The 21,946-nt window shown below is 64.3% G+C and carries 21 protein-coding genes; 13 read left to right on the top strand and 8 right to left on the bottom strand.

Annotation, left to right across the window (positions count from 1 at the left end):
* Positions 1-88: 88 nt before the first annotated feature.
* From IVA75_RS17670 to IVA75_RS17680, 3 genes are all read left to right on the top strand, one after another.
* Positions 89-556, top strand: a complete 468-nt coding sequence (locus IVA75_RS17670) for a PH domain-containing protein (RefSeq protein ID WP_027568008.1) — start codon at positions 89-91, stop codon at positions 554-556.
* 14 nt (positions 557-570) lie between these two features.
* Positions 571-1,344, top strand: a complete 774-nt coding sequence (ubiG, locus tag IVA75_RS17675) for a bifunctional 2-polyprenyl-6-hydroxyphenol methylase/3-demethylubiquinol 3-O-methyltransferase UbiG (protein ID WP_027568007.1) — start codon at positions 571-573, stop codon at positions 1,342-1,344.
* Between the two features lie 275 nt (positions 1,345-1,619).
* The gene (locus IVA75_RS17680; RefSeq protein ID WP_247282971.1) at positions 1,620-2,519 is read left to right on the top strand and encodes an EamA family transporter; all 900 of its coding nucleotides are present in this window, start codon (positions 1,620-1,622) and stop codon (positions 2,517-2,519) included.
* On the opposite strand, the gene IVA75_RS17685 is transcribed toward IVA75_RS17680, so the two are convergent.
* The 4 genes from IVA75_RS17685 to IVA75_RS17700 are packed head-to-tail and all read right to left on the bottom strand — an operon-like array spanning position 2,516 to position 4,996.
* Positions 2,516-3,007 (bottom strand): DUF1178 family protein, encoded by a 492-nt coding sequence (locus IVA75_RS17685; RefSeq protein ID WP_247282973.1) that lies wholly within the window; start codon positions 3,005-3,007, stop codon positions 2,516-2,518. The genes IVA75_RS17680 and IVA75_RS17685 overlap by 4 nt on opposite strands.
* A complete protein-coding gene (locus IVA75_RS17690) occupies positions 3,004-3,882 on the bottom strand; it encodes a carbon-nitrogen hydrolase family protein (protein ID WP_247282975.1) in 879 nt (292 codons plus the stop codon). Before IVA75_RS17690 ends, IVA75_RS17685 begins: the two co-directional genes overlap by 4 nt.
* Positions 3,879-4,154: a glutaredoxin 3 gene (grxC, locus tag IVA75_RS17695; protein ID WP_247284080.1), complete on the bottom strand. Its 276-nt coding sequence runs from the start codon at positions 4,152-4,154 to the stop codon at positions 3,879-3,881. The genes IVA75_RS17690 and grxC overlap by 4 nt, the downstream gene beginning before the upstream one ends.
* Positions 4,155-4,201: 47 nt before the next feature.
* On the bottom strand, positions 4,202-4,996 hold the full coding sequence (locus IVA75_RS17700; protein ID WP_247282976.1) for a ComF family protein: 795 nt from the start codon (positions 4,994-4,996) through the stop codon (positions 4,202-4,204).
* Between the two features lie 64 nt (positions 4,997-5,060).
* On the opposite strand from IVA75_RS17700, the gene IVA75_RS17705 reads away from it, so the two are divergent.
* Positions 5,061-5,909 carry a methyltransferase domain-containing protein gene (locus tag IVA75_RS17705; protein ID WP_247282978.1) on the top strand — a complete coding sequence of 283 codons (849 nt, stop codon included), beginning with the start codon at positions 5,061-5,063 and terminating at the stop codon, positions 5,907-5,909.
* A 114-nt stretch (positions 5,910-6,023) separates the two neighbouring features.
* Here the strand turns inward: IVA75_RS17705 and IVA75_RS17710 are convergent, their stop codons facing one another.
* Entirely contained in the window at positions 6,024-6,434 is a 411-nt protein-coding gene (locus IVA75_RS17710) for a (deoxy)nucleoside triphosphate pyrophosphohydrolase (protein ID WP_247282980.1), read from the bottom strand.
* Between the two features lie 139 nt (positions 6,435-6,573).
* Here IVA75_RS17710 and IVA75_RS17715 point away from each other — a divergent pair, with 139 nt between their 5' ends.
* Positions 6,574-7,929, top strand: a complete 1,356-nt coding sequence (locus IVA75_RS17715) for a TadE/TadG family type IV pilus assembly protein (RefSeq protein ID WP_247282982.1) — start codon at positions 6,574-6,576, stop codon at positions 7,927-7,929.
* Between the two features lie 14 nt (positions 7,930-7,943).
* Here IVA75_RS17715 and argJ read toward each other — a convergent pair whose 3' ends face one another.
* Positions 7,944-9,185, bottom strand: coding sequence for a bifunctional glutamate N-acetyltransferase/amino-acid acetyltransferase ArgJ (gene argJ, locus IVA75_RS17720; RefSeq protein WP_247282984.1), 1,242 nt, complete (start codon positions 9,183-9,185; stop codon positions 7,944-7,946).
* 103 nt (positions 9,186-9,288) lie between these two features.
* Entirely contained in the window at positions 9,289-10,236 is a 948-nt protein-coding gene (locus tag IVA75_RS17725; RefSeq protein WP_027567997.1) for a peptidylprolyl isomerase, read from the bottom strand.
* 361 nt (positions 10,237-10,597) lie between these two features.
* On the opposite strand from IVA75_RS17725, the gene secA reads away from it, so the two are divergent.
* Positions 10,598-13,438, top strand: a complete 2,841-nt coding sequence (gene secA / locus IVA75_RS17730) for a preprotein translocase subunit SecA (RefSeq protein ID WP_247282987.1) — start codon at positions 10,598-10,600, stop codon at positions 13,436-13,438.
* Positions 13,439-13,659: 221 nt separating this feature from the next.
* On the opposite strand, the gene IVA75_RS17735 is transcribed toward secA, so the two are convergent.
* Positions 13,660-14,094: a MarR family transcriptional regulator gene (locus IVA75_RS17735; RefSeq protein ID WP_007599198.1), complete on the bottom strand. Its 435-nt coding sequence runs from the start codon at positions 14,092-14,094 to the stop codon at positions 13,660-13,662.
* Positions 14,095-14,272: 178 nt separating this feature from the next.
* On the opposite strand from IVA75_RS17735, the gene IVA75_RS17740 reads away from it, so the two are divergent.
* From IVA75_RS17740 to IVA75_RS17770, 7 genes are all read left to right on the top strand, one after another.
* Positions 14,273-15,460 carry a substrate-binding domain-containing protein gene (locus IVA75_RS17740; RefSeq protein WP_247282989.1) on the top strand — a complete coding sequence of 396 codons (1,188 nt, stop codon included), beginning with the start codon at positions 14,273-14,275 and terminating at the stop codon, positions 15,458-15,460.
* A gap of 160 nt (positions 15,461-15,620) precedes the next feature.
* Positions 15,621-17,135 (top strand): amidase, encoded by a 1,515-nt coding sequence (locus IVA75_RS17745; protein WP_247282991.1) that lies wholly within the window; start codon positions 15,621-15,623, stop codon positions 17,133-17,135.
* Positions 17,136-17,273: 138 nt separating this feature from the next.
* A complete protein-coding gene (locus tag IVA75_RS17750) occupies positions 17,274-18,131 on the top strand; it encodes a branched-chain amino acid ABC transporter permease (protein ID WP_027567993.1) in 858 nt (285 codons plus the stop codon).
* Between the two features lie 4 nt (positions 18,132-18,135).
* Positions 18,136-19,353, top strand: coding sequence for a substrate-binding protein (locus IVA75_RS17755; protein WP_247282993.1), 1,218 nt, complete (start codon positions 18,136-18,138; stop codon positions 19,351-19,353).
* 6 nt (positions 19,354-19,359) lie between these two features.
* Positions 19,360-20,466, top strand: a complete 1,107-nt coding sequence (locus tag IVA75_RS17760; protein WP_247282996.1) for a branched-chain amino acid ABC transporter permease — start codon at positions 19,360-19,362, stop codon at positions 20,464-20,466.
* Positions 20,453-21,187, top strand: coding sequence for an ABC transporter ATP-binding protein (locus tag IVA75_RS17765; RefSeq protein WP_247282998.1), 735 nt, complete (start codon positions 20,453-20,455; stop codon positions 21,185-21,187). The genes IVA75_RS17760 and IVA75_RS17765 overlap by 14 nt, the downstream gene beginning before the upstream one ends.
* Positions 21,180-21,875, top strand: coding sequence for an ABC transporter ATP-binding protein (locus IVA75_RS17770; RefSeq protein ID WP_247283001.1), 696 nt, complete (start codon positions 21,180-21,182; stop codon positions 21,873-21,875). Before IVA75_RS17765 ends, IVA75_RS17770 begins: the two co-directional genes overlap by 8 nt.
* Positions 21,876-21,946: the final 71 nt, after the last annotated feature.

Genomic DNA, 21,946 nt, shown 5'->3' on the forward strand with positions numbered 1-21,946 from the left:
CACCGACCGCGCGTATACATAGCGGCGGGGCCGGGGGCAAGCGGGTTCCTGCGGGGCAGGGTGCGGGGTAGTGGGTTAACCGAGAATCATGGCGCGCTATATCGACGAGATCCTGCAGCCTGGCGAGAAGGTGCTGTATTCGACCAATGCGCACTGGATCTTCTATTTTCCGGCGATCCTGGCCTGGATCGTGGCGCTGGTCCTGTTCGTCCTGTCCCGGCAAACCATCGTCGAGGGGCTTGTCCTGCTCTGTCTCGTCGCGGCCGGCGTGGTGGCTCTGGCGGCGCTGTACTGGACCGTGAAGGGCTGGTTCCATCGCTTTACCACCGAGACCGACGTGACCAATTTGCGGGTCGTGCACAAGACCGGCTTCATCAAGCGCCGCACTTTCGAGATGGCGCTGGACAAGGTCGAGAGCGTCGATGTGAATCAGACCATTCTTGGACGTATTCTCAACTATGGCGACGTGACCATCAACGGCGTGGGGGAAGGTCGCGAAACCATCCGGACCATCGCCTCGCCGCTCGCCTTCCGCAGTTCGATCACCACGCGGTAGGACCGCGCGTAACCATGAGCATGCAGCAAGATACTTCCGCAACCGCAACCACCCCGCCGGGCTCGACCGTCGACGCCGCCGAGATCGCGAAATTCTCAAAACTTTCGGCCGAGTGGTGGGACCCCAACGGCAAGATGGCGCCGCTGCACCGGATCAACCCGCTGCGGCTCGGCTACATCCGCGACGCCGCCTGCCGCAAGTTCGAGCGCAATGTGCGCAGCCTCAACTGCCTCGGCGGTCTGCGCGTGCTCGATATCGGCTGCGGCGCCGGCCTGCTCTGCGAGCCGCTGTCGCGCTTGGGTGCGCAGGTCATCGGCGTCGATCCGTCGGTCAGCAACATCGCGGCCGCGAAGCTGCATGCCGACAAGGCGCATCTTGCGATCGACTATCGCTGCACCACGGTTGAGGAGATCGACCCGCGCGAGCGCTTCGACATCGTGCTGGCGATGGAGGTGGTCGAGCACGTCGTCGACGTCGGCGTTTTCCTGAAGCGCTGCGCCGCAATGCTGAAGCCGAACGGGTTGATGGTGGTCTCGACGCTGAACAGGAACTGGAAGAGCTTTGCGCTCGCCATCGTCGGCGCCGAATACGTCCTGCGCTGGCTGCCGCGCGGCACCCACGAGTGGAACAAGTTCGTCACCCCCGACGAGCTGACGAAATACCTGCTCGACAACCGCCTGGTCATCACCGAGCAGACCGGCGTCGTCTACAGCCCCTTCGCCGACAGATGGACCCTCTCGTCAGACATGGACGTGAACTACATGGTGGTGGCGGAAGGCATGGTGTGAGGCCGCGCCGCTCGTGGCGGCCTAGCTGTCTCCGCAAATATAGGTGTCGTCCCGGCGAAGGCCGGGACCCATACCCTCAGGAAGAAGTTGCGGCGCGAAGCAGGCAACCACGAATCTTCGCCAAATCACTCCCTGTGGTTATGGGTCCCGGCCTTCGCCGGGACGACACTGAGTTTGTGGCGATAGCATCGCACCCATGACGTTCGTGTGGTTGACCCATTGAACAGCTAGCGGCAGGTTGGCCGCGATCTCTGGCCCCCCGCACCCCATCCCCCATGTTCACCATCGCCAGCCTCTGGATTCCCTTCACCGTCATTGCCGCGCTCGGCCAGGTTGCGCGCAATGCGATGCAGCGGTCGCTGACGAAGCCGCTGGGGACTTGGGGCGCAACCAATATCCGCTTCCTGTTCGGCTTTCCGTTCTCGCTGCTGTTTCTCGCGGTGGTGCTGGTCGCCACCGGCGATCATCTCGGCATGCCGCCCGGCGTGTTCTGGCCGTGGCTCCTGCTCGGCGCCCTCAGCCAGATCGTCGCGACCGGCCTGATGCTGCTCGCCATGAACGACCGTTCCTTCGTGGTGACGACGGCCTATTTGAAAACCGAGGCGATCCAGACCGCCATCTTCGGCTTCGTCTTCCTCGGCGATCATCTGACATGGCTGAAGGTGCTTGCGATCGTGATCGCGACCATCGGCGTCGTCATCACCGCGGTGCGGCCCGGCGGCGAGAAGAGCTTTGCCGAATTGAAGCCGACCATCACCGGCCTCGTCGCGGCGGCAGCGTTCGCGTTGTCAGCGGTCGGTTTCCGCGGCGCCATCATCAACGTGCCTGATGTCTCGTTCGTGACGGCGGCATCGTTCACCCTGGTGCTCGGCCTGTTCGTGCAGACGCTGATCCTGACGATCTACCTGCTCTGGCGCGCGCCAAAAGTGCTTCAGGGCATCCTCTCGATGTGGCGACCCTCGATGCTGGCCGGCTTCACCGGCGCCTTCGCCTCGCAGTTCTGGTTCCTCGCCTTTGCGCTGACGGCCGCCGCCAATGTCCGCACGCTCGCCTTGATCGAGGTACTGTTTGCGCAAGGTGTGGCATACTATTCGTTCAAGCAGCCGATCGCGCCGCGCGAGATCATTGGCATCGCGCTGATCGTGCTCGGCGTGGCGGTGCTGGTGGGAGCCTAATTCCGATCTTCCGGCAGCGTCGGCAGCGGCGACACCTCGATGCCTTCGTCGATCAGCGACTTGGCCTCGTCGGGTGAGGCCTCGCCGTAGATCGGACGGTGCTCCTTGTCGCCGTAATGCATCGCGCGGGCTTCGGTGGCGAATCGCTCACCGACATTGTCGGCGTTCTTCACGATGTGATCGCGCAGCTCTTTGAGCTTGGCGCGCAGCTCGCGCTCCTGCGCCATCAACAGCGAGGTCGGTGCGGATTGCGCAGCCTCGGGCGCGGGCGCGGGCGTCGTGGCGGTGGGCTCAGGCGGCGGCGTGGCGCGTCCGCGGCCCTTCTTGCCGACGACGCGCGGCGCCATGATCGCCTTTTCGACCTTGGCCGAGCCGCAGATCGGGCAGGTCACGAGCTTGCGCTTCACCTGAGAATCGTACGCGGCCGAGCTCTGGAACCAACTCTCGAAGTCGTGGCTCCGGTCGCAGCGGAGCGCGTAGCGGATCATGCCGATCCCCGCACCAGGTGCAGATGGTCCGGCCCCGCCTTGGGGTCGGCGACGCCGAAGCGGCGGCCGTGCTGGAGCGAGGGGATCGCGCGGCGCGCGGTCTCGACCTTGGCCGGGTCGATTTTTGCCATGATGATGCCGGGCTCGACGTCGCCTTCGGCGAGGATCTCGCCCCAGGGATCGATGATCAGCGAATGGCCATAGGTCTCGCGCTTGTTCTCATGCAGGCCTGCCTGCGCCGCGGCGAAGATGAAGCACCCGGTCTCGATCGCGCGCGCACGCAACAGCACGTGCCAATGCGCCTCGCCGGTCTTGCGGGTGAAGGCCGAGGGCACCGTGATGAAGTACGCGCCGCTTTCGGCCAGCGCGCGGTAGAGCGCGGGGAAGCGCACGTCATAACAGATCGTCAGGCCAACGCGGCCCCAGGGCAGGTCGGAGATCACGGCCGTCTCGCCCGGCTGGTAATTGGCGGATTCGCGATAGCTCTCGCCGTCCGGCAGCTCGATGTCGAACATGTGGATCTTGTCGTAGCTCGCGAGCACATTGCCCTCGGGCCCGATCAGGAAGGAGCGGTTGACCGCCTTTTCGTCCGAAAAGCGCAGCGCCAGCGAGCCGACATGGATGTGGATCTTCAGTTCGGCCGCGAGCGCCCGGTAGGCCCTCAGCGAGTTGTCGTCGTCTTGGCTCTGGAGGTGCTCGAACAGTGCCTTGCGGTTGAGCTGCATCATGTTGCTGACTTCGGGCGTCTGCACGTAGTCGGCGCCATTGGCCGCAGCCTGGCGGATCAGCCGGATGGCCTGCGCGAGGCTCGGCTCGGGCATCAGGCCGGTGCGCATCTGCACCATCGCCGCCGTGAAGGTCCTGGTGTCGCTCATGACTCCGCCTTGACGCTTTCGAGCATGGCGTCGAGCTTGCCTTCGCGATCGAGCGCGTAGAGCTCGTCGCAGCCTCCGACATGGGTTCCGCCGATCCAGATCTGCGGGAAGGTCGAGCCCTCGCCGGCGCGATCGTACATCTCCTGGCGCCAGGACGGGTTCTTGGCGATATCGAACTCCGTGAAGGTCGCTTTCTTGCGGGTCAGCAGCGACCTGGCGGCGGAACAATAGCCGCAGCCCGGCCTCGTGTAGATCTCGACAGCAGCGGTCATCTTGTCTGGCGCTCTCATGTCATGAATTCATTGAATTATATGGGACTTCACCGGCTCTCGACAACCCGGGCAAACACCAGCACGTCCACTTGCGCCGCCTTGGCCCGGAGCAGGGCCCGCGCACAGGCACCCAGTGTCGCACCGGACGTCAGGACGTCGTCGATGAGGACAATGCGCCGACCCTGAACCTCCGCCTGACGGGGGGATACCTGGAATGCGCCCTGCACATTGGTGGCGCGCTGGGCTCGCGACAGGCCGATCTGCTGCTCGGTCGCGCGTACCCGGCGCAGCACCTCAGCCTTCGCTTTCACCCCGCTTTGCCGCTCGATGATCCGCGCCAGCGCCCCGGATTGGTTGTAACGGCGGCGCCAGGCCCTTCGCCAATGCAGGGGAACGGGCACCAGCATGTCGGCCTCGGCGAGCAACTCGCCGCCCGCGCGCGCCATCCAGCGGCCCATGGCAGGCGCCAGATCCGTGCGGTCCTGGTATTTCAGCGCATGCACCAGGGTGCGCGCGACGTCGTCATAACGCACCGCAGCGCGCGCACGCTGGTAGGCGGGCGGGCTCGCGATCGCCTCCATCGACAGCATGTCGGGGCCGGGATCGTACACAAAAGGAATGCCGAGCCGCGGGCAGTAGGGCCGTTCGATGAACGACAGCCGCGCCCAGCACGCCGCGCACACGCCCTCGCCGTCAACCGGCTCGCGGCAGGACACGCATAGCGTCGGCAGCGCGATGTCGAGCGCAAGCCGTGCCGCACGTGACAGCACGTGCCGGCCAGCCGTCCATGCGGCACGCAAGGGGGCGGCGATGGAACGAGAAGGGGCGGCGTCGGATGCCATGGCCGAAAGCTAGCGCCCCACGCACCGGATTGCCAGAACCGTCGCGATCGGCGTAACCAGCGGCATGGCTCAAGATCCGCAAACCCCGCCCGCTTTGTTCGATCGTGCTTTGCTGCATGCGCGACAGCGCCGCGCGCAGGCGCAAGGTGCCGTGAGCTTCCTGCTGGATCGGGTCGCCGAGGACATGTCCGATCGGCTGGCCGCGGTGATGCGGGAGTTTCATACCGCGGTCGATCTCTGGACGCCCGGCGAGGGTCTGGCGGTGCTGCGCGCGCGACTGCCCTCGATCGAGCGCATTAATCTCGATGCGTCGGGTGCGGAGAAGCTGCCCTTTGCGCCCGAAAGCCTCGACCTCGTGCTCTCGGCGCTGGCGCTGCAATTCGTCAACGATCTGCCGGGGGTACTTGCGCAAATCCGTCGCGCGCTGAGGCCGGACGGGCTGCTGCTGGCGGCGATGATCGGCGGCGACAGCCTGACCGAGCTGCGCCAGGCTTTTGCCGCCGCCGAGGCCGAATGCGAGGGCGGCGTGTCGCCGCGCGTCGCACCGTTTGCCGATCTGCGCGACGTTGGCGCGCTGTTGCAGCGGGCGGGGTTTGCGCTGCCGGTCACCGACGTCGACCGCGTCGTGGTGCGCTACGCCAACGCGTTCGCGCTGATGCAGGATATCAGGCGCATGGGCGCCGCCAATGTGCTGATCGAACGGCGGCGCACGCCGAGCCGGCGATCGACGCTGCTGCGGATGGCGGAAATTTACGCGGAACGCTTTGCCGATGCCGACGGCCGCATCCGTGCGACATTCGATATCATCTGGCTCTCCGGCTGGGCCCCGCATGCGAGCCAGCAGCAGGCGCTCAAGCCCGGCTCAGCGAAGGCGAGTCTGGCGGAGGCGGTGAAGAAGGCGGGGAAAGAGTAATCCTCATGGTGAGGAAGCGCGTCAGCGCCGTCTCGAACCATGCAGGCCCGGCTCTCATCCGCAGCCATCCTTCGAGACGACCGCTGCGCGGTCTCCTCAGGATGAGGTCTGAGCTCACATCAGCAGATCAATCAAATGCGGGATCAGCGGAATGTCCGCGGGCGGCATGGGATAGTCGCGCAGCTTGTTGGCGCGGACCCAGGCCAGGGTCTGGGCTTCGCGTGGCATGACCTGTCCCTCCCAGCGCCGGCAGATGTAGAGCGGCATCAGGAGGTGAAAGGTCTCGTAGCCGTAGCTTGCGAATGTCAGCGGCGCCAGGCAGGGCTCCGCGACGGTGATGCCCAGCTCCTCGTGGAGTTCGCGGATCAGGCTCTGCTCCGGCCGCTCGCCGGGCTCACACTTGCCGCCGGGAAATTCCCAGAGGCCGGCCAGCGTCTTGCCCTCGGGGCGCTGCGCGATCAGGACGCGGCTGTCGGCGTCGACCAGCGCGCAGGCCACCACCAGCGTCAGTTTGAGATCAGCCATGCCTGGAATGTCGCTCGCTGAAGGTCATTCGCAACAGTTCGTTAACCCTGTTAAGGCCCGTATTTCCGAGGTCTCCATAAGTCATATTTAATCCACGGTTCCTAGAGTGGAAACGCCGAAATCAATCCGGGCCAGATCCATGCGCGCTGAGTGTCGTACCATCTTCCGCCGGTTCCTCCGCGACCGGCGCGGCAATGTGGCGGTGATCTTCGCAATCTGCTGCGTGCCTCTGATCACGTTCGTCGGCAGTGCGATCGACTACTCCCGCGCGACGCAGGTCCGGGCGAAACTTCAGGGCGCGGCCGACGCGGCCAGCGTCGGTGCCATCGCCAAAGCCTCGCCGGGGTTTGCCGCCGCGGGCTCGATGACCACGGACGGCTCGATCGCGGTCGGCGTCACCGACGCCCAGAAAATCTTCGATGCCAATCGCGCCAACCTGACCGGCTATACGCTCAACAGCGTCACCCAGACCGTCGTCAAGACCGGCTCGACCATCAACTCGACCGTCTCGTTCACCGCCTCCATCAACACCATGTTTCTCGGTTTGATGGGCAAGACCACGCTGACCATGAGCGGCACGTCGGCGTCGACGGTCAATATGCCGCTCTATGTCGACTTCTATCTCCTGCTGGACAATTCTCCGTCGATGGGTGTCGCAGCGACGCCGACCGACATCACGAATTTGCAGGCGAAGACGGGTGGATGTGCATTTGCCTGTCACGACACCACCAAGGCGGCCGGCACAAGCAACTACGACATCGCCAAAGCAAATGGCATCACGACCCGAATTGACGTGGTGCGCCAGGCGAGCGCGAACTTGATGGACACGGCCCAGAGCACGCAGACCTACGCGAACCAGTTCAGAATGGCGATCTACGATTTCGGCGCTTCGTCGGCGACGATCGGATTGAGAAATCTGTTCGCGCTCTCGTCGATCCTGACCTCCGCCAAGACGGCGGCGGGAAACATCGACCTGATGGCGGTTGCCGGTCAGAATGACGTGTACACTATCGACAAAGATACTCCCCTCACCACTATTTTTCCCGCAATCAATAGCGCAATCGCCTCGCCTGGAGCAGGTACGTCCGCGTCACCGCTGAAATATCTGTTTTTTGTATCCGATGGGGTCGCTGACGAAGCCAACTCGGGCACGACGATGTGTAGTGTCTCGTCTTCTTCGTATCCTCTCGCGTCATCGAACCGCTGTCAGTCGCCGATCAATCCGGCGCTCTGCACGACCATCAAGAACCGGGGCATCAAGATCGCGGTGCTGTACACGACATACCAACCGCCTACTGACGGCTGGTACAACACATGGATATCGCCCTTTAATTCCGGGCCGTGGGGGCCGTCTCCGAACAGCAAGATCGCGCAGAACATGGAGAGCTGCGCTTCGCCGGGATTCTATTTCGAGGTTAGCCCCACCCAGGGCATTTCGGCCGCGATGAACGCGCTGTTCAAGAAGGCGGTCGCCGACGCGCGGATTGCAGGGTGAGACAGCCGTAGACTCTACGACCTGTAATCCCCGTTGATCGCGACATACTCCTTGGTGAGGTCGCAGGTCAGCACGCGATCGCGGCCCTTGCCGAGGCCGAGCGAGACCTTGATCGCGATCTCCGGCGCCTTCATGGCTTCCGACACCTGCGCCTCGTCATAGGACGGATCGCGCGCGCCGTTCTTGGCGACGCGGATGCCGTTGAAGGAGATCGAGAGCTTGTCGCGGTCGGCCGGCTCGCCGGCCTTGCCGACCGCCATCACCACGCGGCCCCAATTGGCGTCCTCGCCGGCGATAGCGGTCTTCACCAGCGGCGAGTTCGCGATCGACATCGCGATCTTGCGCGCCGAAACCTTGGTCTTGGCTCCCTCGACGGTGATCTCGACCAGCTTGCGCGCGCCTTCGCCGTCGCGGGCCACCTGCTCGGAAAGATTGGCGAGCACCTGGTTGAAGGCCTTGACGAAGGCTTTCAGGCGCGGGTCGCTGGCCCGGCTGATCTTCGGCGCGCCGTGTTCTGCAGCAGCACCGGTGGCAAAGGCCAGCAGCGTGTCCGAGGTCGAGGTGTCGCCGTCGATCGTGACCGCATTGAACGTGTCTTCGACGCCACTCTTGAGCAGCGCCTGCAGCGCGGCAGGCGCGATCGGTGCGTCGGTGAAGATGAAGGACAGCATCGTCGCCATATCGGGCGCGATCATGCCGGCGCCCTTGGCCATGCCGTTGATCGTGACCTTGGCCTTGCCGAGCTTCACGGTCGCTGTCGCGACCTTCGGGAATGTGTCGGTGGTCATGATCGCCTTGGCGGCGGCGAGATAATCGCCGGCCTCGGCGGTCTCCGCGAGCCGACCAAGCACGCCGTCGAACTTGGTCGCGTCCAGGGGCTCGCCGATCACGCCGGTCGAGGCCAGGAAGATTTCTCCCTCGATGCAGCCGACGGCCTTGGCCGCGATCTTGGCGGTCAGTGCGGTGGAGCTGCGGCCGGTTTTGCCGGTGAAGGCATTGGCGTTGCCGGAATTGACCACCAGCGCGCGCGCCTTGCCGCCCTTGAGCTTGGCGCGGCACCATTCCACCGGCGCGGAGGGGCATTTCGACTTGGTGAAGACGCCTGCGACCGCGGTGCCCTTGTCCATCACCGCGAGCAGCACGTCGGTGCGGTTCTTGTAGCGGATGCCGGCCTCGGCCGTCGCGAGACGGACCCCCGCGATCACGGGCATGTTCGGAACATTCTTCGGGGCGAGGGGAGAGACGGAGGAGGACATCGCGGGCGCCTTGATGGGATCTGGATATGCAGATGCCCGGCGCGGGGGCCGGGCATCACAAAGGCTTAGATACTCTTCACGTCACCGAAGTGACAGCGAATTCTTACTTCTTCGCGGGCGGCGCCATCTTGCTGTCGGACGGCTTCGCATCGGCAGGCTTGGCATCGGCAGGCTTGGCCGCATCAGCCGGCTTGGCGTCCTTGGCCGCATCCGCCGGCTGGTCCAGCCGCTCGACCTTGGCTTCCGCGCGCAGCTTGGCGACATAGTCGGCCTGGGCCTTGCGGGTGACATACTGCTCGATCTGCGCCTTGACCTGCTCGAAATCAGGTGCCTTGCGGCTGCGCTTTTCCTCGACCTTGATGACGTGCCAGCCGAACTGCGACTTCACGGGGTCGGAGATCTTGCCCGGCTCGAGCGCGAAGGCGATTGCCGAGAATTCCGGCACCATCTGCTCCTTGGTGAAGAAGCCGAGGTCGCCGCCGTCGGCCGAGCCGGGATCCTTGGACTTCTTCTTGGCGAGTTCGGCGAAATCGGCCCCCTTGTCGAGCTCGGCCTTCACCGCCTTGGCCTCGTCCTCGGTCTCGACCAGGATGTGGCGGGCGTGCACTTCCTGCTCGCCGGTGATCTGCTTGGAGGCCTCCTCATAGACCTTCTTCATGGCATCCGGGGTGGTGGCGGCCTTGCCCTCGCCGGCGAGCAGGCTGTCCATCAGCAGGCGGTTGCGGGCGAACGCGAGCCGCTTCTTGAACTCCTCGCCGTCAGCGAGCTTCTTGTCCTCGGCGGCCTTGCCGACGATCTTCATGTCGATCAGGAAGGACAGGACGTTCTCGTCCTTGGTCGCCGGGTCCATCTGGGCGAGGCTCGGCCCGAGTTCCTCCTCGGCCATGGCGACGTCGCTCTTCTTGATTTCAGCGCCATTGACCTTCGCCAGCACCGGATCGTCGGCGGCCCGGCCGGGACCCGCGATCAGCGCCAGCGCAAGGCAGCCCACGAGGGCGGTGGCGAGGCCGAAGCGCAGGCCGGTTTTGGTTACCGGGAACGAGGTGGTCATGGAAAATCCTTTTGTTGAAGCAGGGGGCTGCTCGAGCGGGGCGGACACTCGCCCAATTCAGGGGGCCTTGGCAACGCGAAAAGTCTGTCAAAATGATGAATTAGCCGCAATGCACCCGCCGTTGACAAGGCCCTGACCGGGCCATATCTCTGCCCGGTCGCGTCCATGCGATGGCGTTTATTTTGCTGCGTTTTTGGCCGTTGAACCCAGACTTGCCCAACTCCCACCCATATGGCGGATGGACCCCCCGCAGTCCGGGCTCCGGCGCCCAGCAGGCGTCACGGTGAGTTGATAGGCAGGCGGGTGACAACCTCTTGGCTGCAACGCGAACGCGGTTGAATCGCGAACACAGGAACTAAGCATGATCGGCGCGCTCGCCCGCAAGTTTTTCGGCTCCGCCAACGACCGGCGGGTGAAGGGATATCAGTCCCGCGTCAACGCGATCAACGCGCTGGAGCCCGAGGTCTCGAAACTCTCCGACGAGGCCCTCAAGGCCCGCACCGCCGAGTTCAGGAAGCAGCTCGCCGAGGGCAAGACGCTGGACGACCTCCTGGTCCCCGCTTTCGCCACGGTCCGCGAAGCCGCCAAGCGCACGCTCGGCCAGCGCCATTTCGATGTCCAGCTGATCGGCGGCATGGTGCTGCACGAGGGCGACATCGCCGAGATGAAGACCGGCGAAGGCAAGACCCTGGTTGCAACGCTCGCGGTCTATCTCAACGCGCTCGCCGGCAAGGGCGTCCACGTCGTCACCGTCAACGACTACCTCGCCCGCCGCGACTCCGACTGGATGGGCCAGATCTACGGCTTCCTCGGCTTGACCACCGGCGTGATCGTGCACGGCCTCGACGATTCCGAACGCAAGATGGCCTATGCCTGCGACATCACCTACGGCACCAACAACGAATACGGCTTCGACTATCTGCGCGACAACATGAAGTACCGGCTCGAGGACATGGTCCAGCGGCCGCACTTCTATGCGATCGTCGACGAAGTCGACTCCATCCTGATCGACGAAGCGCGCACGCCGCTGATCATCTCCGGCCCGCTCGACGACCGCTCCGACTTCTACAACACCATCGACGGCTTCCTGCCCAAGCTCGACAAGTCCGACTACGACGTCGACGAGAAGCAGCGCACGGTGACGCTGACCGAAGCCGGCATGGAGAAGATCGAAACGCTGCTGCGCGATGCCGGACAGCTCAAGGGCGAGTCGCTCTACGACGTCGAGAACGTCTCCGTCGTGCACCACATCAACCAGGCGCTGCGCGCCCACACGCTGTTCACGCGCGACAAGGACTACATCGTCCGCGACGACGAGGTCGTCATCATCGACGAGTTCACCGGCCGCATGATGCAGGGCCGCCGCTATTCCGAAGGCCTGCATCAGGCGCTGGAAGCCAAGGAGCACGTGCAGGTCCAGCCCGAGAACCAGACGCTGGCCTCGATCACCTTCCAGAACTATTTCCGGATGTACGAAAAGCTCGCCGGCATGACCGGCACGGCGCTGACCGAAGCCGACGAACTGTTCGACATCTACAAGCTCGAGGTCGTGGAGATCCCGACCAATTTGCCGGTCGCCCGTCTCGACGAGGACGACGAGGTCTATCGCACCCAGAACGAGAAATACGCCGCGATCCTGGCCGAGATCGAGCGCGCCAATGCGCGGCTGCAGCCCGTGCTGGTCGGCACCGCCTCGATCGAAAAATCGGAAGTGATCGCCGAATATCTCAAGAAGCACGGCTATCGGCAAATCGATTTCGGCAACGAAAATTCGATGCAGAAGCTGTACGCCGCGGCCCGCGCCGGCAAACCGGCAAAGCTGTTCGCGGTGCTGAACGCGCGCTTCCACGAGCAGGAAGCCTACATCGTCGCGGAAGCCGGCGTCCCCGGCGCGATCACGATCGCGACCAACATGGCCGGCCGCGGCACCGACATCAAGCTCGGCGGCTCGCTGGAAATGCGCATCCAGCAGGAGGCCGCTTCGATCGAGGACGAGGCCGAGAAGGCCTTGAAGATCGAACAGATCAAGGCCGACATCGAGCACTTCCGCGAGATCGTGCTGAAGGCCGAGGAAGAGGTCGAGATCGAGCCGGCGAAGGGTTCGAAGCCGGCCAAGACCGTGAAGAAGCCCGGTGGCCTCTACATCATGGGCTCCGAACGCCACGAATCCCGCCGCATCGACAACCAGCTCCGCGGCCGTTCCGGCCGTCAGGGCGACCCCGGCCGCTCCAAATTCTTCCTGTCGCTGGAAGACGATCTGATGCGCATCTTCGGCTCGGATCGCCTCGACAGCATGCTGCAGCGTCTCGGCCTGCAGGAGGGCGAGGCGATCATCCATCCCTGGATCAACAAGGCGCTCGAAAAGGCGCAGCAGAAGGTCGAGGCCCGCAACTTCGACATCCGCAAGAACCTGCTCAAGTTCGACAACGTCCAGAACGACCAGCGCAAGGTGATCTTCGACCAGCGCGTCGACCTGATGAAGGACGACAGCGTCGCCGAGACCGTCGCCGACATGCGCCACGCCTTCATCGACGACCTCGTCGCCAAGCACGTGCCCGAGCATGCCTATGCCGAGCAGTGGGACGTCGCGGGCCTGAAGGAAGAGCTCAAGCGCGTGCTTGATCTCGACCTGCCGGTCGAGGACTGGGCCAAGGAAGAGGGCATCGCCGACGAGGAGCTGCTCACGCGCATCGAGACCCGGGCCGACGAGCACATGGCGGCCAAGGTCGGGCAATGGGGCCCCGACGTGATGCGTTACGTCGAGAAGACCATTCTGCTGCAGACGCTCGACCATCTCTGGCGCGAGCATCTGATCATGCTCGACCATCTGCGCCAGGTCATCGGCCTGCGCGGCTACGGCCAGCGCGATCCGTTGCAGGAGTACAAGACCGAAGCGTTCAACCTCTTCCAGGAGATGAGCGCGCATCTGCGCGAGGCCGTCACGGCGCAGCTGATGCGGGTCGAGATCGTGCCGCCGGAGCAGGAAGCCCCGGTGCTGCCGCCGATGGAAGCGCACAAGTTCGACCCGAACACCGGCGAGGATGAAATGGCGCTCGCCAGCGTCACACTCGGAGCGCAGGCCACCGACGCCGCGTTGCGCGATCCCAAGAACCCGGCAAGCTGGGGCAAGATCGGCCGCAACGAGGATTGCCCCTGCGGCTCAGGCAAGAAGTACAAGCACTGCCACGGGCGGTATGCCTAAGGTTTGAATGTGAGGCGCCGATGTCGGCGCCTCACTCTCCGCTGTCGTCGCCCGGTTTAGCCGGGCGACCCAGTACGCCGCGGCTTCTCGGTTCAAATCACATCAGTCTCTGGAATACTGGATCGCCCGATTAAATCGGGCGATGACAGCGAGTATGTGGCGCGCAGCTCCATCTCCATCGTCGGGACGACCGTGTCGAGAGAGCTAGCTAAACGCACCACTCAATTCGAGCTGTCGATCAAGCTCTCCAGCAGCCGCTTCAACTCGCTCGTCGACTTGTCGCCATAGCTCTCCAGGATGTGCTCCTCCTGGTCGACCGCGAGCGAGTTGAGCTTCTTGCTCAGCACCTTGCCGCGATCGGAGATGAACATCAGAACCTTGCGGCGATCGTTCGGGTCCTGCACGCGGTAGACCAGCGTGTCGGAGACCATGCGGTCGATCATCTTCGTCAGTGTCGGATGGTTGAGCAGCACGGCGTCCGCGAGTTCGCCCATCGAATGGCCGTTGCCATCCGACAGGACTTTCAGGATGCGCCACTGCTCGACGGGCACGCCTTCCTTGCTCAACCGCAGTTCGAGCTGCCGGTTGATCTCCCGGTTGGCTTGCGCGAGCAGGTAGGCGAGGTGTTCGGTGATCGGGGTGTTCGGTTTTGCCACGGCTAAGACTTTGTCTTGACCCAAATGAGTGAATGTCTTGCAATCGATGCTGCATCTATATGCACTTCAATTCTTGAATATTCAATATTTTCAAAATAGGATATTGCCCAACAATAGGGCGGGTGCCGCGGCCGCCTCTCGAATGAGCTTTCAAGTCTGGTCTCAGACAGGAGTTGGCGTGCGCGCGACGGTAAACTTCCCGGCTCACGGCGGTCCGGCGTTACCGCCGTCCTTGCTGTTCAGGAATCTGTCGTCCGCGGCAGCGGATTTCGACCTGTCGCCGACTGACGCGCATTTCATGAAGCGCCGCGGCGCACACAACAAGCTCCGCATCGGGGGCTTCATGTGCTGCACCGGCTCGCCCGGCGTTTGGGGCCCGTGCGCGACAAGCAGCGCGCAGCTCGCGGTCGCCGAGATCAACAAGCGCGGCGGCATTCTCGGGCGCGAGATCGAGCTTTCGATCTATGACGCGGGCGGCCCGCTCGACGGGATTCTGAGCCGCGCCGAGCAGGCGATCGCGTCCGATGAGATCGATCTCATCGTCGGACTGCATACCAGCGCGGTGCGCGTGGCGCTGCGCAAGGTCACCACCCGCCACCGCATCCCCTACATCTACACGCCCGTTTACGAGGGCGGCGAGCAGACGCCGGGCGTCATGGCGATCGGCGAGACGCCGCGCTGGCAGAGCCGCCCCTCGATCCACTGGCTTGCCGATGTCAAGAAGGCGGCGCGCTGGTACCTGATCGGCAGCGACTATGTCTGGCCTTGGCAGTCGCACCGCGCGGTGAAGCGCTACATCAAGGAGGCCGGTGGCCATGTCGTCGGCGAAGAGTTCGTTCCCCTCGGCGAAGACAACCACGAGCCGCATCTGGAGCGCATCCGTGCCGCGAGGCCGGACGTCGTCCTGATCTCGTTGATCGGCACCGACAGCATCACGTTCAATCGTGCGTTCGGCGAATGCGGCCTCGGCGCCACGACGCTGCGGCTGGCCGGGGCGATGGACGAGACCGTGCTGCTCGGAATCGGCGCCGACAACAGCGAGAACCTTTTCTGCGCCTCCGGCTATTTCCCCGGCGTCGGATCGCGGGCCAATGACGACTTCCAGAGCCGCTATCGCGCGATGTTCGGGCCGAACGGGCCCCCGATCGGGTCGCTCGGTCAATCCAGCTATGAGGGACTGCGCTTCCTCGAAGCCGTGGCGAACAAGGCGGGCACGTTGGCGATGGGGCCGATGCTCGCGGCCGGCCGCAACATCGTCTATGGCGGCGCGCGCGGCCCCGTCACGGTCAGGAATGGTCACACCCGGATGCAAATGTATCTCGCCGGGGCGGATGGCCTCGACTTCAAGCTGATCAAACCGATCTGATGCCGGTGCAGTGACGCGCACAGGCGGAAATCCAAAATAATACTTGAAAAGGAAAATATTTCCGTCTGTAATATCGGGGCGAAGCCGCCCGAGCGGCGCCATGCCGGCGCAGGACGGCTTCCGTCCAATGCCAGGGATCAAGAAACTTCAGGAGAGCGCCGTGACAGTTGTCCTTCCCACGCCAGCCCAATTGCGCAGCGTCGCCGACCAGTGCGGCCTTTCGCTGACCGACGACGACGTCGCCTCGTTCCGCGGCCTGATGCAGGGCTCGATCGAAGCCTACAATCTCGTCGGCGCCATGCCGGACGAGGTGCCGGAGGTCAAATATCCGCGCACGCCGGGCTATCGGCCCTCGCCGGAAGAGAACCCGCGCAACGCCTGGTATCGCAAGTCGACCGTGAAGGGTGCGGCGAGCGGCAAGCTCAAGGGCAAGACGGTCGCCCTGAAGGACAACATCATGCTAGCCGGCGTGCCCATGATGAACGGCTCGGCGACGCTCGAAGGTTACGTCCCCGATTTCGACGCCACCATCGTCACCCGCATGCTCGATGCCGGCGCCGAGATCGCCGGAAAAGTCCATTGCGAATCCTTCTGCATGTCCGGCGGCAGCCACACCAACGCGGTCGGCGCCGTCCACAATCCGCACAAGATGGGCTATTCGGCCGGCGGCTCGTCGTCAGGCTCAGGCGTCGTCGTCGCGCTCGGCGAGGTCGACATGGCAATCGGCGGCGACCAGGGTGGTTCGATCCGCATGCCGTCCTCGTTCTGCGGCACCTACGGCATGAAGCCGACCTGGGGCCTCGTGCCCTACACCGGCATCATGCCGATCGAGGTGTTCGTCGATCACACCGGCCCGATGACGGCGACCGTCGCCGACAACGCGCTGCTGCTGGAGGTGCTGGCCGGCGACGACGGCTACGATCCCCGCATCAAGGCGCCCAAGGTCGAGGAGTACACCAAGGCGCTCGGCCAGGGCGCCAAGGGCATGAAGATCGGCATCCTCAAGGAAGGCTTTGAGCAGGCGACGGCCGAAGCCGCCGTGAACGAAAGCGTGCGGGAGGCCGCAAAGCGTTTCAGGGATCTCGGCGCCACGGTCGAGACCGTTTCGATCCCGATGCATCTCATGGGTCCCGCGATCTGGACGCCGATCGGCACCGAGGGCATGACCCAGACCATGATGTATGGCGACGGTTATGGCCTGTCCCGCTCGGATCTTTATTCGACCACGTTGATGGACTTCCATCGCGGCTGGCGCCGGCAGGCGGATTCCCTGTCCGAGACCACAAAGCTGTTCCTGCTGCTCGGCACCTACATCAACAACACTTTTGGTCCGCGCTATTACGGCAAGGCGCTCAACATCTCGCGACGCCTGACCGCGGCCTACGACAAGGCCTTCAAAGACTACGATTTGCTGCTGCTGCCGACCACGCCGATGAAGGCGACGAAGCTGCCGGAGCCCACGGCCAGCCGCGAGGACTATGTCGCACGTGCGCTGGAGATGATCTCCAACACTGCGCCGTTCGACATCACCCATCATCCCGCGATGTCGCTGCCCTGCGGCATGGTCGACGGTCTGCCCGTCGGCCTGATGCTGGTCGGCCGCATGTTCGAGGAATCCACCATCTACCGCGCCGCCCACGCCTTCGAGCAGATCGGCGACTGGAAGAAGATGTGAGCGAGGCATTGATGCGGGCCAACGGAACAGGGAAGCGTTTCCGCGCGACGTGGATACCGGTTCGCGCCAGGAAAACGTGTCAAGACAACAAGCCTGAGCCCCGTTCCGATTCCATCGGAACGGGAAAGGCTCCGGCGCATGGCTAACGCGTTCGTCGCGGCGTTCGAGATCCTGAGCTTCGGCGCGATCATCGTCCTGATCGTGCTGGGGCTCGGGATCATCGCCAGCATGATGGGCATCTTCAACTTCGCGCAGGGCGAGTTCGTCCTGCTCGGGGCCTACATCACTTATCTTGCCTACGCCAAGGGCCTGCCGATCTGGGCCGGCATGGTCGCCGCGCCCTTCCTCGTCGGCGCACTCGGCTTCGTGCTGGAGGCGCTGATCATCCGACGCTTCTACGCAGCCCCCATTGTCGCCATGCTCGGCACCTATGCGCTCGGCCTGATCATTCGCGAATCCGTGCGCGGCCTGATCGGCGGCTTCTATCTCACCGTGCCGGAGCCGATCGGCGGCTCGATCGACATCGGCGCCATGCATATCTCGGCCTGGCGCTTCACCATCATCGTCATCACGGCGCTGGTGATGGGCGGCTGCTATCTGCTGCTGGCGCGCACCAGCTTCGGCCTGCGCGTACGCGCTACGCTGGAAAATCCGTCGCTGGCACGCGCCTCCGGAATCTCCACGCCGCTGATCTACGGCGCCACCTTTGCGTTCGGCGCGGCGCTTGCCGGCCTTGCCGGCGCGCTGATCGTCCCCGTGTTCAGCCTGTTCGCCGATCTGGGCCTGCGCTTCCTGATCCAGGGCTTCGTCGCGGTTATGGTTGGCGGCGTCGGTTCCTTCATCGGGCCGGTCGCGGGCGCCGGCGTCATCGGCACGCTCAGTGCCGCGCTGCCCTGGGTGATGGCGCCCGTCGTGGCCGATGTCCTCGTCTTCGTTCTCGCCATCGTCTTCATCAAATTCCGGCCGCAGGGCCTCATTGCTGGAAAAGGGGTTTAGTCACATGTCCCATCGTACTCAGCTCTCCCGTCGTCGCTTCCTCTCGAATTTCGCCTTTGCGTCCGGAGCGGTCGCAACCGGCGTCGGCAGCTGGGTGATCCCGGCGCCCTGGGCCAATGCGGCCGAAGCCCCGATCAAGGTCGGTATCGCCACCGACCTCACGGGGCCGATCGCCTATGCCGGCAATGCCGACGCCAACGTCGCCAAGATGGTGATCAAGGAGATCAACGCCGGCGGCGGTCTGCTCGGCCGCCCGCTAGAGCTCTACATCGAGGACACCGCCTCGAACGAATCCGTCGCGGTCGGCAACGTCCGCAAGCTGATCCAGCGCGACAAGGTCGACATGGTGCTCGGCGGCATCACCTCGTCGATGCGCAACGCGATCAAGGACCCGATCGTCGCGCGCGGCAAGACGCTCTACATCTATCCGCAGCTCTACGAAGGCAAGGAGTGCACGCCCTATCTGTTCTGCACCGGACCGACGCCGGCGCAGCAGTGCGACGAGTTCATTCCCTGGCTGATCAAGAACGGCGGCAAGAAGTTCGCGCTGCCGAGCGCCAACTACGTCTGGCCGCACACGCTCAACGTCTACGCCCGTAAGGTGATCGAGGCCAATGGCGGCGAGGTCGTGTTCGAGGAATACTATCCGCTCGACCAGGTCGACTTCTCCTCGACCGTCAACCGCATCATCTCCAACAAGGTCGACGTCGTCTTCAACACCGTCATCCCGCCGGGCGTCGGCCCGTTCTTCAAGCAGCTTTATGAAGCCGGCTTCCTCAAGAACGGCGGACGGCTGGCTTGCGTCTACTATGACGAGAACACGCTCAACATCAATCAGGCCGCCGAGATCGAGGGTCTCGCCAGCTGTCTCGACTATTTCAAGGTGCTGACCAAGGAGAACCCGTTCGACGCAAAAATCCAGGCCGCCTACGAGAAGGATTTCCCGGGCAACTTCCTGTTCGCCGCCGGCAGCGCCGCCACCGGCACCTATCGCGGGCTGAAGCTGTGGGAAGCCGCCGTCAAGGAAGCCGGCAAGATCGACCGCGAGTCGGTCGCGGCTACGCTCGACCACGCCAAGATCGCCGAGGGCCCGGGTGGACCGGCCGAGATGGTCCCGGGCAAGCGGCACTGCAAGATGAAGATGTACACCGCGGTCGCCAAGGGCGGGAATTACGAGATCGTCGGACGCAGCGACGGGCTCGTCGACCCCAAGGAGTGTTAAGCCGGAATGCTGAAGTCGATGGGCGCAGTGAAACAGGCGATCCCCGCCGAGATCGGCGGGGAGGCGGACGTCGCCATGACTGAGCACGGACCAACGAAGCAAGCCGCTTCGGGCCAAAAGGTCTTGCCGATCGTGGAGGGCGTCGTGCTCGCCGCGGCGCTGCTCGCCCCGCTGGTGCTGCAGGACTACCTCACGGTGTTCGCGACGCGGGTGATCATCCTCGCGCTGTTCGCGCTGTCGTTCGATTTGGTGTGGGGCTACGCCGGCATCATGAGCTTTGGCCAGGCGCTGTTCTTCGGCTCGGCCGGCTATGGCGTCGCGTTGCTCGCGCGCGACCTCGACATCACCAACATCTTCCTGGTGCTGCCTGCGGGCACCATCATCGGCCTCACCTTTGCGCTGCTGCTGGGCGGCTTCCTGCTGCTGGGACGGCATCCCTCCAGCGTGATCTTCGTCTCGCTGGGCACGCTGACCGGATCCTACGCCGCCGACCGGCTGGCGCGCGGCTGGTACTATCTCGGTGGCCAGAACGGTATCCCCTCGATCTCGTCGATGACACTCGGCAGTTACGAATTCTCGGAAGGGCCGCCGTTCTATTATCTCGTGCTTGGCCTTTGTGTCGTTGTCTATCTCCTTTGCCGTTTTCTGGTGCGCTCGCAGTTCGGGTTGGCGCTGGCGGGATTGCGCGAGAACGAGCAGCGCATCGCCTTCTTCGGCTACAAGGCGCAGCACCTGAAGGCGATCATCTTCGCGATCGGCGGCGCGGTGGCGGGTCTTGCCGGCAGTCTCTATGCCTTCCACGAAGGTTTCGTCTGGCCCAACATGGTCGGCGTCGTGGTCTCGACGCAAGTCGTGCTCTATGTGCTGTTCGGCGGTTCCGGGACGCTGATCGGCGCCGTCATCGGTGCCGTCATCGTCGAGGGCGTCAGCTTCTGGCTCTCGGACAATTACCGCGAGGTCTGGCCGATCATCCTTGGCGTGCTGCTCCTGCTCGTGATCCTGTTCCGGCCGCTCGGCCTGATCAGTTTCGTGCTCGGCGAGCGCGAGCGGGTCGGCAGCTTTGGTGGGAAATCCAGGAAGACCGGGAAGGAGAAGCGCGATGCCGCTCCTTGAAGCCACCGGCGTCAAGAAGATCTTCGGTAAGCTCACTGCGCTCGATGGCGCCGCGCTGACCGTCGGCGAGAACGAGTTTCACGGCCTGATCGGCCCGAACGGCTCCGGCAAGAGCACGCTGATGAAGTGCATTGCCGGTGCCGAGGTGCCTACCCAAGGCAAGGTCTCCTTCGTCAACACCGACATCACGGCATTCACGCCGACCGAGCGTGCCCGCGCCGGCATGAGCCTGAAATTCCAGATCACCAGCGTACTGCCGACGCTGACGCTCTACGACAACATCCTGCTCGCGCTGCAGGCGCAATCCTCGCTGTTCGATCTCGTATTCTCGCGCACCCGCGTGGCGCTGCACGATCAGGTCATGACCATGCTGACGCAATTTCGCCTTGCCGACCGCGCCTTCGATGCGGCGGCGGCGCTGTCGCACGGCCAGCAGCAATGGCTGGAGATCGCGATGGCGCTTGCCTGCAAGCCGAAGCTTCTGCTGCTGGACGAGCCCACCGGCGGCATGAGCCTGGAGGAGCGCCGCGTTACCGGCGAACTGTTGCAGCCGATCAAAGAACATTGCTCGCTGGTGATCGTCGAGCACGACCTCGATTTCATCCGCGACATCTGCGATCGTCTCACCGTGCTCGACCAGGGCAAGGTGCTGGCGTCAGGCACGGTGTCGGAGATCCAGGCTAACAAGGCCGTTCAGGAGATCTATTTGCGCCGTGCCTGAATTGTTGGACATCAAGCATCTCGACGCCGGCTATGGCCGCAGCCAGGTCCTGTTCGACGTCAACCTCGGCATTCCCTGGCGCGGCGGCGTCGCCGTGCTGGGCCGCAACGGCGCCGGCAAGACCACGCTGATGAAGACCATCGTCGGCGAGCTGCCGGCGTGGAAGGGCGAGGTCGCCTTCGACGGGCGCGACATCAGCCGCCGCGCGACCCAGGAGCGCGTGCGCGCCGGCATCGGCTACGTGCCGCAGGAGCATTCGGTGTTCGCGCGCCTGTCGGTGCGCGACAATCTTGCGGTCGGCTCGCTCGCGAGCAGGAAGGCCGACGCGGTCGACCACGTGCTGACCATCTTCCCAAAGCTCGGTCAGCGCCTCGACCAGCCCGCCGGCACGCTGTCTGGCGGCGAGCGCAAGATGCTCGCCATCGGCCGCGCCATGCTGGGCGATCCAAAACTGCTTCTGCTCGACGAGCCGACCGAAGGCGTCTGGATCGGCGTGATCGAGGAGATCACCGAGCGCCTGATCGAACTCGCGAAAACCATCGCCGTCATCATCGTCGAGCAGCACCTCGACCTCGCGCTCCGCGTCGCCGATTACGCCTACGTGCTCGACCGCGGCCGCGTCGCACTACAAGGCGAGGCAGGCGAGGTGAGGGGCAATCCGGAGCTGCTGCGGTATCTGGCGCCGTAGGAGAGCGCGCGTGAAGCGCGTCGCTCTCACACCGAACTCGGCTGTCATGCCCTGCGGAGGCGGGCATCCCG

Origin of the sequence: Bradyrhizobium sp. 134, from assembly GCF_023074155.1 — a bacterium.
Classification (GTDB): Bacteria; Pseudomonadota; Alphaproteobacteria; order Rhizobiales; family Xanthobacteraceae; genus Bradyrhizobium.

Excerpts from the sequence above, each read along its gene's own strand:
- IVA75_RS17705 (WP_247282978.1), top strand. The coding sequence starts at position 5,061 with ATGGCTCAAGATCCGCAAACCCCGCCCGCTTTGTTCGATCGTGCTTTG.
- IVA75_RS17725 (WP_027567997.1), bottom strand. The coding sequence starts at position 10,236 with ATGACCACCTCGTTCCCGGTAACCAAAACCGGCCTGCGCTTCGGCCTC.
- IVA75_RS17700 (WP_247282976.1), bottom strand. The coding sequence starts at position 4,996 with ATGGCATCCGACGCCGCCCCTTCTCGTTCCATCGCCGCCCCCTTGCGT.
- IVA75_RS17755 (WP_247282993.1), top strand. The coding sequence starts at position 18,136 with ATGTCCCATCGTACTCAGCTCTCCCGTCGTCGCTTCCTCTCGAATTTC.
- IVA75_RS17685 (WP_247282973.1), bottom strand. The coding sequence starts at position 3,007 with ATGATCCGCTACGCGCTCCGCTGCGACCGGAGCCACGACTTCGAGAGT.
- IVA75_RS17750 (WP_027567993.1), top strand. The coding sequence starts at position 17,274 with ATGGCTAACGCGTTCGTCGCGGCGTTCGAGATCCTGAGCTTCGGCGCG.
- secA (WP_247282987.1), top strand. The coding sequence starts at position 10,598 with ATGATCGGCGCGCTCGCCCGCAAGTTTTTCGGCTCCGCCAACGACCGG.
- IVA75_RS17715 (WP_247282982.1), top strand. The coding sequence starts at position 6,574 with ATGCGCGCTGAGTGTCGTACCATCTTCCGCCGGTTCCTCCGCGACCGG.
- IVA75_RS17690 (WP_247282975.1), bottom strand. The coding sequence starts at position 3,882 with ATGAGCGACACCAGGACCTTCACGGCGGCGATGGTGCAGATGCGCACC.
- ubiG (WP_027568007.1), top strand. The coding sequence starts at position 571 with ATGAGCATGCAGCAAGATACTTCCGCAACCGCAACCACCCCGCCGGGC.
- IVA75_RS17680 (WP_247282971.1), top strand. The coding sequence starts at position 1,620 with ATGTTCACCATCGCCAGCCTCTGGATTCCCTTCACCGTCATTGCCGCG.
- IVA75_RS17760 (WP_247282996.1), top strand. The coding sequence starts at position 19,360 with ATGCTGAAGTCGATGGGCGCAGTGAAACAGGCGATCCCCGCCGAGATC.
- IVA75_RS17710 (WP_247282980.1), bottom strand. The coding sequence starts at position 6,434 with ATGGCTGATCTCAAACTGACGCTGGTGGTGGCCTGCGCGCTGGTCGAC.
- argJ (WP_247282984.1), bottom strand. The coding sequence starts at position 9,185 with ATGTCCTCCTCCGTCTCTCCCCTCGCCCCGAAGAATGTTCCGAACATG.
- grxC (WP_247284080.1), bottom strand. The coding sequence starts at position 4,154 with ATGACCGCTGCTGTCGAGATCTACACGAGGCCGGGCTGCGGCTATTGT.
- IVA75_RS17765 (WP_247282998.1), top strand. The coding sequence starts at position 20,453 with ATGCCGCTCCTTGAAGCCACCGGCGTCAAGAAGATCTTCGGTAAGCTC.
- IVA75_RS17670 (WP_027568008.1), top strand. The coding sequence starts at position 89 with ATGGCGCGCTATATCGACGAGATCCTGCAGCCTGGCGAGAAGGTGCTG.